Origin of the sequence: Mucilaginibacter sediminis (assembly GCF_051903035.1) — a bacterium.
GTDB lineage: Bacteria > Bacteroidota > Bacteroidia > Sphingobacteriales > Sphingobacteriaceae > Mucilaginibacter.
This window is the reverse complement of sequence record NZ_CP170602.1, coordinates 4120713-4137147: the sequence shown is the minus strand read 5'-3', so window position 1 is coordinate 4137147 and position 16435 is coordinate 4120713. Positions and strand designations below refer to the sequence as shown.

The following is a 16435-nucleotide window of genomic DNA, read 5'->3' as shown; positions in this document are numbered from 1 at the left end:
AATTATTGGCCGTAGTATGAGTTTGGTCCGTGTTTACGCTCAAAATGTTTTTTGATAAGCGAGTCCTTTAAACGTGGGGCCTGGTTATTAATTTGCTCGGTTAAGTAGGCCATTTGGGCAACAGCTTCTAAAACGGCGCTGTTATAAACGGCTTTATGTGCTGTTTTGCCCCAGGTAAATGGCGCATGGTTGCCTACCAACACCATTTCTACTTCGTTATAATCCAGGCCGGCAGCTGTAAAATGATCCATGATCTGGAAACCGGTTTGGTACTCGTAGTCGCCCTCAATCATTTCATCGCTCATAGGCGGTGCACAAGGGATGTCGGCTGTCAGGTGGTCGGCATGTGTGGTGCCGAAGATAGGAATATCACGTTGCGATTGCGCCCAGGCAGTACCATAAGTGGAGTGTGTATGCACAATACCCCCAATGTTTGGCCAGTGTTTATAAAGTACGGCATGGGTTTTTGTATCTGACGATGGGCGCAGATCGCCCTCTACAGTAACCCCATCAAAATCAACGATCACCATTTTCTCGGGCGATAGATCTTCGTAAGGTACACCGCTTGGTTTTATAGCGAAAACGCCCAGTTCCCTATCTACAGCGCTTACGTTGCCAAAGGTGAAAAGCACCAGCCCCAATTTGGGCAGCTGCATATTGGCTTCATAAGCCGCTTGTTTTATGTGTTGATACTTACTCATGCCAAAACAGAATTATCTTTAACGCCGTGGGTAGCTTTTGCAGCTATTTGCTGCGCTATAAAACTGCCTAAGGTTTTGTATTTATTGTAACGGGCCAGGTATAAGGCCTCTTTTTCTTTATTTGGATAATACTCTACATCAAATCCGCGGCCCATACCCTGCATGGCATCCTCAACCGTTGGATAAATGCCGGCAACAACAGCTGCAAACATGGCCGCGCCCAAAGCACAGGTATGTTTAAACTGGTGAATGCGGATAGGCATACCCAATACATCGGCCATCATCTGCATTACAAACGGCGACTTTTTAGCCACTCCACCAATACCAATGATCCCTTTAACCGGGATACCTTCGCTGATAAAACGCTCCACAATGCTTTTAGCCCCAAAGCAGGTAGCTTCGGCCAATGAGCGGAATACGCGCGGTGCATCGCTGCCTAAGCCTAAGCCGGTTATTGCGCCTTTTAATTCCTGGTTGGCATCCGGTGTACGGCGGCCGTTAAACCAATCGATAGATAATTCGTTATCAAAATCCAAAGGCAACAAATCGGCCTGGCGGCTTAATTCAGGGATGATCAGTTCGGCCATTTCGGCTTTTAACGCCTCGGCGGTTGCTGTATCTATAATGGCTGACTGCGATAACAGGTTATTTAAAGGCCATAAAAGCACATTTTTAAACCATGCATAAGTGTCGCCAAAGGCCGACTGACCAGCTTCTAACCCTGTCATCCCTGGTATAACCGAGCCATTTACCTGTCCGCAAATACCGGCTACCAGCTTGCCTTCAACCTCAACAGATGGTGCAACCAAAATATCGCAGGTGGATGTACCCATTACTTTACTTAAATGGTATGGCTCAATTTGGCCGCCTACCGCGCCCATGTGCGCATCGAAAGCACCGGTACCTACAATAACATCGGTAGATAAGCCCAATTTTTCGGCCCATTCTGCGCTCAGTGTTCCTGCGGCTTCGTCGGCGGTGTAAGTATCTTTAAATAGCTTACCGGTGATACCTGTCAATAACGGATCAAGCGACGAGAAAAATTCATCGGGTGGTAAGCCGCCAAATTCCTCGGCCCATAAGGCTTTATGGCCGGCAGAACACCGGCCACGTTTAATTTCTTTAACATCGGTACCTCCGGTTAACAGGAATGGGATCCAGTCGCAATGTTCTACCCACGAGTGCAGGGCGTCGCGTACCTGGGCGTCAACCCTTACAATATGCAGTAATTTGGCCCAAAACCACTCGGATGAGTAGATGCCGCCAACATATTTTAAATAATTGATATCAAATTTTGTAGCATGTTCGTTTATCTGGGCGGCTTCCAATACCGAGGTATGGTCTTTCCATAAAATGAACATGGCATTGGGGTTTTGCTCGAAACCGGGGGTTAAAGCTAATGGCGTACCTGTTTTATCAACCGCTATTGGGGTCGATCCGGTAGTATCTACCGATAAACCTTTTACTGCTTTGGCTACTTCGGCTCCGCCTGCCTTTGCAATACAATCTTTTATAGTAGTTTCTAATCCTTCTATATAGTCAAGAGGGTGTTGCCTGAACTGGTTTTCGGCCGGTTTGCAAAATAAGCCTTGCTGCCAGCGCGGATAATTGAATACAGATGAGGCTATTTCTTCGCCGTTGTGCGCGTTGATTAACACGGAGCGAACGGAGTCGGAACCATAGTCCACTCCAATCACAAATTGGTCTTCTCTCATATTGGTTAAATAATTCGTGTTGAAGTAACACTTATTTTTTTACAATAAAAAATTTTTATTAAAAAACATTTAAATTGTTACTGAAACAAGGGGCTTAAAAGCTTAGTTTAAAGTGTATCCGGGTTGGGAATAAAATTCATAAATGCCTGAAATTTAGCATAATAATTTTGCATGTTCAGCTGATAATAGTACGCGCCGCGTTTTGAGCCGGATTTATCTTTATCGTTTAGCTTAATGAGTAAACCCGTGGCCAAAACGCGTTTGCTGAAATTGCGTTTATCAATCTGGGTGTTAAAAACGCTCTCGTAAAGGGTTTGCAATTGCGGAATTGTAAACCTTGCCGGTAAAAGTTCAAACAAAATAGGGTGCATGGCGGCCTTGTACCTGATGCGTTTTTTGGCTGCCTCTACCATTTCCTGCTGATCGAAAATGAGTTTAGGTACGCGTTTTAGCGGGAACCAATCGGCGTGGTAATCTTTACTTAGCTGTATCTCGTATTTATTTATATCTATTAATGCAAAGTAGGTAATTGACACGGTGCGTTCAATAGGATCGCGTTTTGTGCTGCCAAATGTGTGTAATTGCTCTAAATAGACGCCTTCGAGCCCGGTAAGCTGTTTTAAAATACGGTTGGCAGCCTGGTCAAGGCTTTCGGTAACCTGTACAAAACCACCCATCAAACTCCAGTTCCCCTTCTCGGGCTGGAACCCTCTTTTTATCAGCAGAATTTTTAAAGTATCGCCATCAAATCCAAATATAATGCAGTCAACTGCCAGTAAAAGTCGCGTTTGTTTCGAGTATTTTTGCATGTGATGGGGTAAAAAAAAGCGCCAAATGTAATTTTTTTGACCGCTAAAAATCTAAATATAATACCATTTTACTGGCAAAACAGCTTTAAAATTGATTTAGCAGGCTTTATTGGTGTTTGGCTTACACCAATAAAAGTAAAAATATTTTAATTGTTTTTTTCACAATTAAATAAATTTTATTCTACCTTAGATTTTGATTAGGGTGGCCAATTGCCCCAATCACAAAACCAAACACCAAATTATAACCAGTTAAACCGCTCAAAAACTTCAAAGAAGTTTAAAAAAGCGACAAAAACTTTCAGGAATTATGCAAAAAGTATTCAAAAAACAGTACTTATTTTACAGCTTCGCGTTATCGCTATTGGTAAGCTGCAGTGGCCCGGCCGAAAAAAAGGAAGCAGCGGCAGATTCTACATCAACAGTAGCCACCGCGGCACCTGATGCCAAAAACTTTGAGGCTACTATAAACGGCAAGGCTGTTAAGCTTTACACATTAAAAAACAACAAAGGCGCCAGCGTAGCCATCACCAATTATGGCGGCCGCGTTGTAAGCCTGCTGGTACCCGATAATAAAGCAGCTTTAACCGATGTGGTTTTGGGCTATGATAGCGTAAAAACTTACCAAAAGCCTAAAGAACCATTTTTTGGCGCCATTATAGGCCGTTATGGTAACCGCATAGGCAAAGGAAAATTTAGCCTTGACGGCAAAGCTTACCAACTGGATATAAACGATGGTGTTAATACCCTGCATGGCGGCTTTAAAGGGTTTTATGCACAGGTGTTTGATGCCGCGCAACCAAACGACAGTACCCTTAACCTTACTTATGTATCTAAAGACGGTGAAGGCGGTTACCCCGGCACGCTTACAAGTAAAGTAACATACACCTTAACAGCTGATAACGCGCTTAAGATAGAATATACGGCTACAACAGATAAAACTACCATAGTGAACCTTACCAACCATGCCTATTTTAACCTGAACGGCGCGGGCGACTCTACTATTTTAGATAACATAGTGAAAATTGATGCCGACAACATAACACCGGTTGATACCACACTGATCCCGACAGGGAAATTACAGCCGGTAAAAGGCACGCCTTTTGATTTTACTACTGCAAAAGCCATTGGTGCCAACATTAACGATAAGGACGACCAACTGAAAAATGGTAAAGGCTACGATCATAACTTTGCGCTTAATAAGCATGATATCACCAAATCTATAGCTACTGTAAGCAGCCCAAAAACAGGTATTGTGATGGACATATATACCGACGAACCGGGCCTGCAGTTTTATAGCGGTAACTTTTTAACCGGTGCAACCAAAGACGGTAAAGGCGGTAAATCTTACCCGCACCGTTCGGCATTTTGCATGGAGACGCAGCATTTTCCTGATGCGCCAAACCAGCCTGCGTTTGCATCAACCGTGTTAAAGCCTGGGCAAACTTATCATACTACAACCATTTACAAATTCAGTAATAAGTAGGCCTTGTTTAATTAGTGTTATCGTTTGATGATTATTATCCCGAATTGAGATGTTGGATACCGAAATAAAATATCTGCTAAATGATATTGCTTTAAATAACAACAGGGCATCCTTTAAAAGGGTGTACCTGTTTTATTACAGCAAATTATTTTGGTTTGCCAAATCGTTTGTAAAAACCGATGAGGCCGCCGAGGAGATCATAGACGACGTGTTTTTAAACCTTTGGATGCAGCGCGCGAGGCTAACCGATATTGGTAATTTTAGTAACTATTGCTATATGTCGGTTAAAAATAAATCATTAACACATGTTTCAAAAGCGAAGCTGAACCAGGTAAATATTGATGATGTTGAGGTAGACATTGCCGATTCGGCAGCTACAGGCGAAGACCGGCTGATATGTAGTGATACTACAGCGCTTATCAACAATTCGCTCAGTAAATTATCCGACCAATGCAAACTGGTTTTTAAACTGGTAAAAGAAGATGGCCTTAAATATCGCGAAGTTGCCGAACTGTTAGGCCTATCCATAAAAACGGTAGAATATCATATGGGCAATGCGCTGCGGCAAATTTCGGTCGGGATAGTTAACTCGCAAAAAGACCAGCTGCCTGCTCAGGGAAAGGTGGTTTCTGAAAAATAATGGGGGATGGCATCTGTTTATGCTTTCAAAGGCAGCCTGTTTGCCTATGTATGAGTTACAGGGTGGCTAATCTGGCCATAATAAACAGGTCTGTTGCTTCTTTAATTTGGTTGTGATATGCTTCAGTAGCGGTTTCTTTTTCCGCTTTATTTTTTGCTGATCAACTTAAGCTTTAAATACCCACCTAAAATAGATACCGGCGCAAAAATCAACATAGCAAATAGCTGCGTCCAATGGCTGCTGGCAGATGTCAGCATTGAGATGGCTGCCAGCAAAAAGATAACCAAAGCTAAAATGAAATTTAGTGTAAGTTTTGTTTGCCTGGCTATCAATTGCAATATAAATCCGGCTAAAACCGAAAAAAATGTGCCGTAAACTATGGTCAACATTTTAAAAGTGAGTGGCGCATCCTGGTGAGGAGGCTGTGCCGTTAACTTAAACAGCAAAACCGAGCTTGCTGCAAATACAATGTAGCCCACAATTACCGATAATATTTTCCTGGTCATTTTATTATTTTTTAATCAACTATCTGGTATATAAAGCTAAACAGGCTATTGAAAATTGCTTTGTTAACACCACGAAGCTTCCTCGTCAGCCCGCCACCATCGCGTAAGCCCTTACCGGAAAAGTGCCCACACCTTTAAACTTAGGTGGCACGGCGTTAAATTTATAACCATCCGGGGGGAGTTTGTCCAGGTTACATAAATGCTCTACTATTAAAATCCCCGCGCCCAATAAAGTGGTGTGTACCGGCCGGCTTTTGCCTGTAGTATCATCAATGTTATGGCTATCTATACCAACCAATTTTACTTCCTGTTCTTTTAAATATTGGGCAGCTTCGGCTGTAAGGTAGGGGTGGTTTTCAAAATAGGTATCGGTATTCCAGTGTTTGCTCCAGCCGGTAAATACAATTACTGCCTTACCCCGAACTTCTTTATCACGAAAGAAATCGGGGCCAATTGCCGTTACATTGCAGGCATTTATGGTGGTGGCCTCAAGGTTGGCAAATTGTTCTAAAGAAACTTCAGACATATCGGCGCCGTGCTCAAACCGGTGGAAAGGGCAATCAATGTATGTGCCCGTATTGGTTACCATTTCAATTTTTCCTATCTGGAATTCGGTACCGGTTTCATAAAACTCTTTTGATTTTTCGCGGCTTAAATAATCGCAAATGATTGGGGCTGGCAGGCCTTTATAGGTTATCAATCCGTCGAAAATAACGTGGCTGAGATCTACCAGTTTGGGGTTGTTATTGGATTGTTTCATGGACGGGGAAATGATGGTTTTTGGGTGAATTTAACTTGAATACCTTGTTTCTTAAAAAATTCGAACACTCTTCAGATTGGAGATTCCCAGGCAGTGTCTGGGATTTTAATAGCTGACCGAATTTCCTGATAAGATGATCGAATTTATTATTTAATCACTACTATCGTATGAGTAATTAATTAAGTGGTCTTTATATAATTTTACTTTTTGCTATTTCTATCGCTTTGTGTAATTTTTGCTGCAAAATTTCTTGTGAGGGTAATATGGTCAAATAATCGGCAACTCTGATATTGCTTTGATGTAACTGCATTAACTCAACATGCTCTTCATTTTTTCCGGCGCAAAGAATTAAGCCTATTGGTGTATTTTCACCTTCTACTCTTTCATATCTTTCCAGATAGCGTAGATATAACTCCATTTGTCCCTTGTAACCTGCTTCAAATTCACCAATTTTGAGATCTATGGCCACAAGGCATTTCAATCGGCGATGAAAAAATAACAGATCAATGTAGTAGTCGCGATTATCAATAGTAATCCTTTTTTGCCGGGACATAAATGCAAAGTCTGATCCCAACTCTATGATAAAACGCTGTAGTTCTGCTATAATTGAAGTTTCAAGGTCCCGCTCAGAATAAGTATCAGCCAATCCAAGGAAATCTAAAAAATACGGATCTCTAAAAACGAGATCAGGGGTTACTTTCTCCTCGGCTCTGAGCGTATCTAAATCATTTTGAATTGTTTCTTCGGGTTTTCTGCTTATTGCAGTTCGCTCATACAACATAGATTTAATGCGTTCCTGTAGTTGCCTGGATGACCACTTTTCAAGCTTACACACCTCAACATAAAAATCTCTTTTTAATGAGTTTTCAATAGGAATTAACATTCTTAGATGTGTCCAACTCAATTGTCTACGCAGCGCGTAGACAATCTCTATATCGGGAAAGACCTCGGCAAACTGGATACAAAGCCTTAAATGTTTTTCGCCCCAGCCTTTGCCAAAAACTTCAGTCAATTGCTGAGATAGCATAACAACAATTTGTTTGCCATACTCAGCCCTTGAGTTTTGCAGAACCTCTTCATTAATCCGTTGGCCAACTTTCCAATAAAGCAATGTAATTTCGCTGTTGACAGCCAAAGCTACATCAAGCCTGCTACTATCAATCAGGTTCTTAATATCGTTAGTTATTGGTTTTATACGGTCTATGTCGCTCATTATAAATAGTAATACTAACTTTTTAATTATTTGATTGCTAACGTATACAAAAAGACCATCACACGCAACTTCACTTATAAAAAAAGCGAAACAGTAACCCAAACGCCAAATAGAGGGCGTTTGAATTAGCCGGACATACCACAATATTTAAAAAAATAATTTTCATTTCCCACCAGGGTGTTGCCATTAATTACAGTCTTTACAATTAGAGAGACGTAAATAATGATCAACAATATCTGGATACTTATTGGTAAAAAGTTAAGTGGGGAGGCTACCGCCGAAGAGCTGGCCGAACTTGAAGAACTTTTGCGGCAAGGCGGTACCGATTTATACCCGGTTGATTTACTGGAAAATTTATGGCGCGAAGAAAATAAAATAAAAGCCGACGACAAGTTGGAAGCTAAATGGGCTGCCTTTGAAGATAAACTTGACGTAGCCGATAAAGCAGAGGCCGACGAGTTGGCCCAATCAGAAAACCAGGAGCACGGTAAATCCAGATCGGGCATTATTAAGTTTCTTAAGTTTTTTTCGATGGTAGTGGCCGCTTGTTTTGCGTTGGTGTTTATTTTGATAAACAAAAAAGATGTAACAGGTCCTGTTAAGTCAAACCAAATAACCGCTCCACAAAACGGGATCAGTAAAATTCAGCTGTCTGATGGCACCAGGGTATGGTTAAACGCCGGTAGTAAACTAATTTACGATGCCAGCTACGGGCTTGAACAAAGAAAAGTTAGCCTGCAGGGCGAGGCGCTGTTTGATGTGGTTAAAGATGCTCAACACCCGTTTATAGTTACCACATCAACAATCAGCATTAAAGTACTGGGTACCCGATTTAATGTAAGGGCCTATAACAACGATAAAACATCCGAAGCATCGCTGATACATGGGCGTATAGAATTAACCATTTTAAAAACCCCCGAGAAAAAGATTATTTTAAAAGCCGCCGATAAGCTCACCATTAATAATGAGCAGCCTGTTTTAACCGGCAAGGCTTTAGTGCCATCAGATAAAAGCATAACCGAAGAAACGCCATTGATGGTTTTGGGGCAGATTCATCAGGCAAAAAAAGACACGCTGCCTTCTGAAGCCCTGTGGGTTGAAAACAAGCTGGCCTTTGACGCCGAAGACTTTGAAAGCCTGGCCAAACAGCTGGAACGCCGCTATAATGTTACCATTGTTTTTAAAAACGATGACCTGAAAAAATTAAGGTTTACCGGCAAGTTTAAAAACGAAACCATAGCCAAAGCTTTAAAAGCACTTAAAACAACAACCTACTTCCATTATAAAACCGACAATAATCAAGTTTTAATTTATTAACCATTAAACCATTAATCAAATAGCCTATGCTTAAATAAGTATCTAAACTGAAAACCAAAAAGCGGAAGAATGTTCCACCATTCCCCCGCTAATACGGTAAAAGTTAACTACCAGCCCTTTTGAAAACCAAATAGTTAAAACAACCTTAATGCTAAATTATGAAAAAAAATGTACCCCGCATTAACCAAGTGCGGTTAAACCAATTTTTGAAAATATTTCTTATGTTTAAATTTATCCTTGCCCTGGTGATTGTATCGTCATTTCAGGTTTTTGCAAAAGGATATGGCCAGACAGTTATCAATGTTAATTTCCAGAATGTTACCTTAAAGAAGGCGTTCAAGGAGATCGAAAAAAAATCTGACTACCGCTTTTTGTATAACGACGATATACTGGCAAAAAATGAATTGCCCGCCAGTCTTAACGTTGCCAATGCATCGTTAGATGAAACAATGGCCGCCCTGCTTGCCAAAACCAACCTGGTTTACAAGCTGAGCGAAAATAACCTGGTGATACTGTCAGAAAAAGGTGCCACAGTATCGATACTTACCGTAACCGGTAAGGTTACCGACGAGGCTGGTATGCCTATGCCCGGCGTAAGCATCAAAGTAAAAGGAACAAGCGCCGGTTCGCAAACTGATGTGCAGGGAAGGTATGTACTGAACATTCCGGATGCCAGCGCCAGTAACGTGGTGTTGGTGTTTTCGTTTATAGGATATACTACGCAGGAAGTACCGTTAAATGGCAGTTCGTCGCTTAATGTTCAGCTTAAAGCATCGTCAAATTCATTAAACGAAGTTATTGTTGTAGGGTACGGATCGGTAAAAAAGAAAGACCTTACAGGCTCTGTATCGGTAGTAAACGTTGATAATGCCAAAAAAACAGCATCATATGATGTGGCCAAGCTATTACAGGGCCAGGCAGCCGGCGTAAGCGTACAGGGATCTGGCGAGCCGGGTGGTTTTGTACAAATCAAAATCAGGGGTATATCTACATTTGGCAACAATAGCCCCCTGTTTGTTATTGATGGCGTACCCGTTGATGCCCCGTTTGATTTCCCTACCGATAATATAGAAACCATACAGGTATTAAAAGATGCATCCGCAGCTGCAATTTATGGTTCGCGTGCTGCTACAGGTGTAGTTATTATCACGTCTAAAAAAGGAAAATCGGGTCCTTTAAGAGTTAATTATAACGGCTACTACGGCCTGCAAAATATTGCCAAACGGATGGATGTTACCGATAGGGTGGGTTATCAAAAAATAACTACCGCAGCGGAGTTAAATGCCGGCTTAACCATAGCCCCGGCAAATGACCCTTCAAACGCCGCTTTCATCAGTAAAACCAATACCGACTGGCAAAAGGAAATGTTTAAAACCGGTAAAATACAGGATCATAACCTGAACTTATCTGGCGGCAGCGATGCTATAAGCTATAATGTTGGCCTTGGGTATTTTGATAATACCAGTACACTATCGGGCCCGCAAAGCTACAAGCGTTATAACTTTACAGGAAGTTTCCAGGGTAAAAAAGGCATATTTAGCTTTGGTGGTAAAACAGCTTACACCCAATCGCACAAAAATAACCCGGCTATTACAAGTTCGCACGCGGTATTTGGCGGCGGCCTTACCAGCATGCTGACCGCTATACCAACTATGCCGGTTTATGACCCTAACAGGCTGGGTGGCTACGGGGGCAGCGATAACGTAACGCAAAGGGCTATTACCCTTAACGTTATTGGTATGAATAACCTGGTAACCGATTATAGCAACCGTAACAGGATGTTTGGTAACTTTTGGGGCGAACTGGAACTGGTTAAAAACCTTAAATACAAGGTTAACGTAAGCTACGACCGTACCGATTATGAGAACTTCCATTACGAACCATCATACGACCTTGGTTTTTACTACCTGAATACCAAGTATTACCTTAATGATCAAAACGGTAACGCGCATACCGGCCTGGTTGAAAATACCTTATCGTACCAGTTAACCGCAGGCAAACATAAGCTGGATGTTTTGGCGGGTACATCATACCAGGAAGATCATAACCAGTTTGTTACCGGTACAGCATCGGCCGCCGGCAGCCTTCAGTTTTTTACTTTTGGCTCCATTGCCGATCCAACCTCAAAAGGGTTAGATGGTTATAAAGATGCCAGCACATTATTATCATACTTTGGCAGGTTAAACTATAATTACGATAGCCGTTACTTGTTAACCGTAAACTTCAGGCGGGATGGTTCATCAAGGTTTGGATCTGCCCATCATTATGGTAACTTCCCTTCGGTTGCCGTAGCTTGGAATGTAGGCAACGAAAAGGCTTTCCATCTGCCATCATTTATCAGTAGTTTAAAACTAAGGAGCGGTTACGGCTCATTAGGGAATCAAAATTTTGGTAACTACCTTAATACAGGTTATATAAATGGCAATGCCAGTTATGTTTTTGGTAATACATTGGCCCCGGGGGCAGCAGTAATTTCAGTGGCCGATCCAAATGTTAAATGGGAAGCAACAACTACGAGCAACGCTGCTATTGATTTAGGTATTTTTCAAGAGAAGCTTACATTTACTGCCGAGTATTTTTATAAAAAAGCAACCGATATTTTAGCCAGTATTCCTTTGCCTTTATCGGTAGGTTCGGTTCCTAATACAGTAGTAACCAATGCAGCATCCACACAAAACAAGGGCGTTGAGTTTACGTTGAACTATCACGAAAATATTGACAAACTACAGTTAAATATTAAAGCCGATGTCAGCACGCTTAAAAATAAAGTATTAAAATTGGGCGGTACCAACAACCCTATATACGGCGCGGGCAGTAAAACTGAAGTTGGCCGCGAAGTAGGCGAGCTATATGGCTTTGTTACTGAAGGCATTTTCCAAAACCAGGCCGATATTACCAGTCACGCTACTCAAACATTGGCCGCGCCAGGCGATGTTAAATTTAAAGACGTTAACGGCGACCATGTGATTACTGATGCCGACAGGGTTTACCTGGGTTCGGTAATTCCAAAACTTTACTACGGCTTAAACGTGGGGGCATCGTACCAAAACTTTGATGCATCGTTTTTTCTGCAAGGCAGCGCTGGCAACAAGGTATTTAACGGTGTGTATCACGACCTGATGGTTGGCCAGTACGGCAACTCATCAACAGCCGAACTGAATTTCTGGACCCCGACAAACACCAATACCAACATACCGCGACCAATCATTGGCGACCCGAACGGCAACTCGCGCTTCTCTGATCGTTTTGTGGAAAGCGGCAGCTATATCAAATTACAAAACGCGCAGTTAGGTTATACCATACCTAAAAATATTTTAAATAAAACACATGTTTTCAGCAGCTTAAGAGTGTATCTGTCTGGTCAGAATTTATTGATCATTTCTAAATACCGTGGCTACGACCCTGATTTTATAAGCGACGGTTTATTTAGCCGTGGTTATGATTATGGATCGTTTCCAAATCCAAGAACGGTTATGTTAGGTGTACAGGTAGGATTGTAAAATTTATTAAAAACAGAGTCATGAAAACAAACACAAAATATTTTATATGGGCATTCGCAGCTGTAGTATGCCTTAGCGCCTGTACTAAGAAGTTAGACCAGGTAAATCCAAATCAGCAAACAGCAGCGTCATTCTGGAAAACGCAGGCCGATGCTATCGCTGGCTTAAATGCCGCTTATGGCAGTTTAATTATTGATGGTACTTACATGCGTTTTACACCGGCTATGCTGGATATCAGGGGCGATGATGTACGCAGCAACAGCCCATGGACAGCATTTTATAACATTGGCCGTTTTGCATTAGGTACTGCCGATGGGGCTGGCTACGGCTGGGCTTATGGCGCATATTACGAAGGTGTTGCCCGTGCCAACCAGGTGCTGGATAATGTGCCCAACATTACAATGGATGCCGGCTTAAAAAGCCGCATACTTGGCCAGGCCCATTTTTTAAGGGGATTGTACTTTTTTCACCTGGTTAACTTTTTTGGCAAGGTATCGTTGCCTACCCATTATGTAAAAACATCGGCCGATTATTTTGTAAAACAATCAACCGAGGCCGAAGGCTGGAAACAGGTAGAAGATGATTTTACCGCGGCTGCTGCTTTGCTGCCGGCATCCTACACATCAACCAACGGACCGGATGCAGGCCAGATTGGTCGTGCCACTAAAGGCGCCGCCATGGCATTCCTGGGCAAAGCTTTATTGTTTAACAAAGATTTTGCCGGAGCCGCTACGCAGTTTAAAGCGATTATTGACGCAAACGTGTACAGCCTGGTTGCAAACTACAAAGACAATTTTACCGAAGCTAACGAAAATAATTCAGAATCGATATTTGAAGTGCAGTTTTCACGCGACGCCGGGGGTACAGACCTTGGCTGGGGCGGTGCGCCGGTATCAACCTGGGGCCGTACATCGGCAAGGGCCATTACATTTGCTCCGCGCAGTTTTGGGTGGACAGACGTGCAACCTACATTTTCGGCATTGAACGAATACATGATCGAAAAAACAGTTGACGGTAACGTTGATCCAAGGGTTGATGCCACCATTTATTACAACAAACCCGGCGAGACCTTGTATGGCCAATCGTTTTTTGACAGGTACAAGAATAACCCTGCCGATTTGAACGACATATTTTGCCGCAAATATGAAAACGGTGATACCCGTGCTGATGAATTTGACTGGCGCTCGGGCATTAACGAAAGGATTATGCGCTACGCCGATGTATTGCTGATGTATGCCGAATGCCTGAACGAGACCGGCCAAACAGCACAGGCTTATCCGTACATACAGATGGTGCGTACCCGTGCCAAGCTGCCCGATCTGGCAACTACCAAGCCGGGCATGAACCAGGCACAGATGCGCGATCAGCTTGCACATGAAAGGTTATTGGAGTTTTGTTTGGAAGGTCACCGTTTTGATGATATACGCCGTTGGGGATGGTTGCAGGATCCGGCCAAACTGGCTTTATTAAAATCGCGCGATGCCGAGTTTAATACTTACCAGGCAGGCCGCGAATATTTTCCTATCCCGCAATCAGAAATTGATAACAACCCTGGTTTTAAACAAAACGCTACTTATTAAGTAAGGTTAAATGTTATGCAGGGGCGCTTGTTTACGCCTCTGCATAAAATAAACACAGATTAGGTTAAAGCTGTGCCGTTTTTTATAAACGGTGCAGCTTATTTAACTCCAAATAAAATTTTTGCGGTGATAAAAAAACTTTGCTTTATAACTTGCATATGCCTCGCGTTTCAGCAACGGGTTAATGCGCAATCCGTAAATCAAAAGGAAGCTGTTGTTGATGTTACCATTGATGCGGGCCATAAAGGGCCGGTAATATCAAAATTGGTATACGGGCAGTTTATTGAATTGCTGTTTAATTATTTTGAAGGCGGCCTGTGGGCCGAAATGCTGGGCGACCGGAAATTTTTTTACCCGGTAAATTCAAATGAAAAATTAATCCCTGGCAACTCCCGTAATTATTTAGGCCGATGGAAACCGCTTGGCCCCGATGCATTTGTAAAAATGGATAGCGCGAACGCCTATACCGGCGAGCATTCGGTTAAGGTTGTTATGGACAATAAATCAACGCATGGTATACAGCAAGGCGGGCTCACCTTTTTAAAGAATAAGGCTTATGCAGGTTACATAATTGTAAAAGCCAAAAAAGGCACAATAATTAACATTGATGTTATTGCTGATGATAACTTAGGTAACCTGAACATTGCCCTCCCGGTGATAGATAACGGGTTTCATAAATACTCCTTTAAGTTTAGGGCTACTACAGGCAAAGCCACTTTTGAAGTATGGGCAAAGGGTAATGGTTCCTTTAATATTGGCGCGGTTTCTTTAATGCCTGCCGATAACGTGCAAGGTTTCAGGGCGGATATTTTACGGGATTTAAAGTCAATGAATTTGGGCATCATCCGCTGGGGCGGTAATGCATCATCCGGTTACGACTGGCGCAATGGTATTGGCGACAGGGACAAACGCGCCCCCAAATATGATTACGCCTGGAGCGCCATGGAATCAAACGATGTGGGTACAGATGAATATATGGCCCTTTGCAAGTTACTGAGTGTGGTGCCCTACATTGGCGTAAATGCCGGTTTTGGCGAGGCATATTCAGCTGCTCAATGGGTACAATATGTTAATGGATCTGCATCAACACCGATGGGTAAACTAAGGGCTCAAAACGGGCATACGCAACCCTATAATGTAAAATGGTGGGGTATAGGTAACGAGATGTATGGCGAGTGGCAACTGGGCCACATGCCTATAAAATACTACGTGATTAAACACGAGGTTTTTGCCCGGGAAATGAAAAAGCAAGATCCATCAATAATCCTGGTGGCATCCGGTGCATCACCATTTGAAATGGGCGCGACATCGGTATACGTTAGCCACCCCGAAATTGCACATGTGCCATATAGCTACGGCTCGGAACAGGATTGGTCGGGCAATTTGCTGGCCCGCGATGCCCGGTACATGAATTTTATAGCCGAACATTTATACCCCATATCCGATTCGGCCTACAACGAAAAAACGCAGCGGTTTGATCACGTGAACGATTCATTGCCGCAACGCATCAGGCGCCTGCCCAACCGCATCAAAGGCGCGGCCGAAGCTTTTGAACAATACGTGAATACCATTCCCGAAGTAAAAAGCCGGAACATCCTGATGGCGATGGACGAATGGCGTATGAAAGATGGCTGGGGACTGGAAGACGCACTGGCAACCGCAGAAGGCTTTAATGAGATAGCCCGGCATACCGATATTATCAAAATGTCGGCCTATACATCAACAAGCGCGCCGCTGGGTTTGTTGTACAACGCGACTGCAAGCGCCATGCAGCCCAACGGCCTCGTTATTAAACTATATGCCGATCATTTTGGCAGTATCCCGGTAATGGTAAGCGGCAACGCCAATCAGCCCCAGGTTGCCGGTACCACCGGTGCCGACAGGCCCGCCACGTCATCAGGCAGCAGCACTTATCCATTAGATGTAATGGCCGCGCTGACTAACGATGGCAAGAAAATAACCATCGCGGTGGTTAATCCAACAAGGCAAATACAAACACTGCATATACTATATAAAAATATAAACATTGCTGCCGACGGGCAAAAATGGACTATAGCAGGTACTGATTTAAAAGCCATCAATGTGCCGGGAGCTAAACCAACTGTAAGTATTATACCATCGGCAGTTAAAAATGCCGGTCAGGCACTTAGCTCCGGGCCTTTAAGCGTAACACTATTTGAACTGAACATTAAACAATAACAAAACCGGGAA

At 42.9% G+C, this 16435-nt stretch carries 12 protein-coding genes; 6 read left to right on the top strand and 6 right to left on the bottom strand.

What is annotated here, in order from left to right:
- Positions 1-2: 2 nt before the first annotated feature.
- From ACFGVS_RS16855 to ACFGVS_RS16845, 3 genes are all read right to left on the bottom strand, one after another.
- Positions 3-701 carry an L-ribulose-5-phosphate 4-epimerase gene (locus ACFGVS_RS16855; RefSeq protein WP_090640978.1) on the bottom strand — a complete coding sequence of 233 codons (699 nt, stop codon included), beginning with the start codon at positions 699-701 and terminating at the stop codon, positions 3-5.
- Positions 698-2416, bottom strand: a complete 1719-nt coding sequence (locus ACFGVS_RS16850; RefSeq protein ID WP_439694824.1) for a ribulokinase — start codon at positions 2414-2416, stop codon at positions 698-700. The genes ACFGVS_RS16855 and ACFGVS_RS16850 overlap by 4 nt, the downstream gene beginning before the upstream one ends.
- 107 nt (positions 2417-2523) lie before the next feature.
- Entirely contained in the window at positions 2524-3225 is a 702-nt protein-coding gene (locus tag ACFGVS_RS16845; protein ID WP_439694823.1) for an NUDIX hydrolase, read from the bottom strand.
- A gap of 307 nt (positions 3226-3532) precedes the next feature.
- Between ACFGVS_RS16845 and ACFGVS_RS16840 the strand changes: the two genes are divergently transcribed.
- The gene (locus ACFGVS_RS16840; protein WP_439694822.1) at positions 3533-4708 is read left to right on the top strand and encodes an aldose epimerase family protein; all 1176 of its coding nucleotides are present in this window, start codon (positions 3533-3535) and stop codon (positions 4706-4708) included.
- Positions 4709-4757: 49 nt separating this feature from the next.
- Positions 4758-5348 (top strand): RNA polymerase sigma-70 factor, encoded by a 591-nt coding sequence (locus ACFGVS_RS16835; protein WP_439694821.1) that lies wholly within the window; start codon positions 4758-4760, stop codon positions 5346-5348.
- A 146-nt stretch (positions 5349-5494) separates the two neighbouring features.
- Here the strand turns inward: ACFGVS_RS16835 and ACFGVS_RS16830 are convergent, their stop codons facing one another.
- The 3 genes from ACFGVS_RS16830 to ACFGVS_RS16820 all read right to left on the bottom strand — a co-directional run bounded on the left by ACFGVS_RS16830 (position 5495) and on the right by ACFGVS_RS16820 (position 7827).
- Complete coding sequence (locus ACFGVS_RS16830) at positions 5495-5854, bottom strand: hypothetical protein (RefSeq protein ID WP_274211353.1); 360 nt, start codon at positions 5852-5854, stop codon at positions 5495-5497.
- 85 nt (positions 5855-5939) lie between these two features.
- The gene (locus ACFGVS_RS16825; protein WP_274211354.1) at positions 5940-6614 is read right to left on the bottom strand and encodes a cyclase family protein; all 675 of its coding nucleotides are present in this window, start codon (positions 6612-6614) and stop codon (positions 5940-5942) included.
- Positions 6615-6804: 190 nt separating this feature from the next.
- Positions 6805-7827: a PDDEXK nuclease domain-containing protein gene (locus ACFGVS_RS16820; RefSeq protein ID WP_439694820.1), complete on the bottom strand. Its 1023-nt coding sequence runs from the start codon at positions 7825-7827 to the stop codon at positions 6805-6807.
- Between the two features lie 222 nt (positions 7828-8049).
- Between ACFGVS_RS16820 and ACFGVS_RS16815 the strand changes: the two genes are divergently transcribed.
- From ACFGVS_RS16815 to ACFGVS_RS16800, 4 genes are all read left to right on the top strand, one after another.
- Positions 8050-9144 (top strand): FecR family protein, encoded by a 1095-nt coding sequence (locus ACFGVS_RS16815; protein WP_439694819.1) that lies wholly within the window; start codon positions 8050-8052, stop codon positions 9142-9144.
- A gap of 221 nt (positions 9145-9365) precedes the next feature.
- Positions 9366-12644 carry a TonB-dependent receptor gene (locus ACFGVS_RS16810; RefSeq protein WP_439694818.1) on the top strand — a complete coding sequence of 1093 codons (3279 nt, stop codon included), beginning with the start codon at positions 9366-9368 and terminating at the stop codon, positions 12642-12644.
- A gap of 20 nt (positions 12645-12664) precedes the next feature.
- On the top strand, positions 12665-14224 hold the full coding sequence (locus ACFGVS_RS16805) for a RagB/SusD family nutrient uptake outer membrane protein (protein ID WP_439694817.1): 1560 nt from the start codon (positions 12665-12667) through the stop codon (positions 14222-14224).
- A gap of 126 nt (positions 14225-14350) precedes the next feature.
- Positions 14351-16423 carry a hypothetical protein gene (locus ACFGVS_RS16800; RefSeq protein WP_439694816.1) on the top strand — a complete coding sequence of 691 codons (2073 nt, stop codon included), beginning with the start codon at positions 14351-14353 and terminating at the stop codon, positions 16421-16423.
- Positions 16424-16435: the final 12 nt, after the last annotated feature.

Bases quoted from the DNA above. Each gene is read 5' to 3' on its own strand.
- ACFGVS_RS16805 (WP_439694817.1), top strand. From the start codon at position 12,665: ATGAAAACAAACACAAAATATTTTATATGGGCATTCGCAGCTGTAGTA.
- ACFGVS_RS16825 (WP_274211354.1), bottom strand. From the start codon at position 6,614: ATGAAACAATCCAATAACAACCCCAAACTGGTAGATCTCAGCCACGTT.
- ACFGVS_RS16840 (WP_439694822.1), top strand. From the start codon at position 3,533: ATGCAAAAAGTATTCAAAAAACAGTACTTATTTTACAGCTTCGCGTTA.
- ACFGVS_RS16835 (WP_439694821.1), top strand. From the start codon at position 4,758: ATGTTGGATACCGAAATAAAATATCTGCTAAATGATATTGCTTTAAAT.
- ACFGVS_RS16815 (WP_439694819.1), top strand. From the start codon at position 8,050: ATGATCAACAATATCTGGATACTTATTGGTAAAAAGTTAAGTGGGGAG.
- ACFGVS_RS16830 (WP_274211353.1), bottom strand. From the start codon at position 5,854: ATGACCAGGAAAATATTATCGGTAATTGTGGGCTACATTGTATTTGCA.
- ACFGVS_RS16820 (WP_439694820.1), bottom strand. From the start codon at position 7,827: ATGAGCGACATAGACCGTATAAAACCAATAACTAACGATATTAAGAAC.
- ACFGVS_RS16855 (WP_090640978.1), bottom strand. From the start codon at position 701: ATGAGTAAGTATCAACACATAAAACAAGCGGCTTATGAAGCCAATATG.
- ACFGVS_RS16810 (WP_439694818.1), top strand. From the start codon at position 9,366: ATGTTTAAATTTATCCTTGCCCTGGTGATTGTATCGTCATTTCAGGTT.
- ACFGVS_RS16845 (WP_439694823.1), bottom strand. From the start codon at position 3,225: ATGCAAAAATACTCGAAACAAACGCGACTTTTACTGGCAGTTGACTGC.
- ACFGVS_RS16850 (WP_439694824.1), bottom strand. From the start codon at position 2,416: ATGAGAGAAGACCAATTTGTGATTGGAGTGGACTATGGTTCCGACTCC.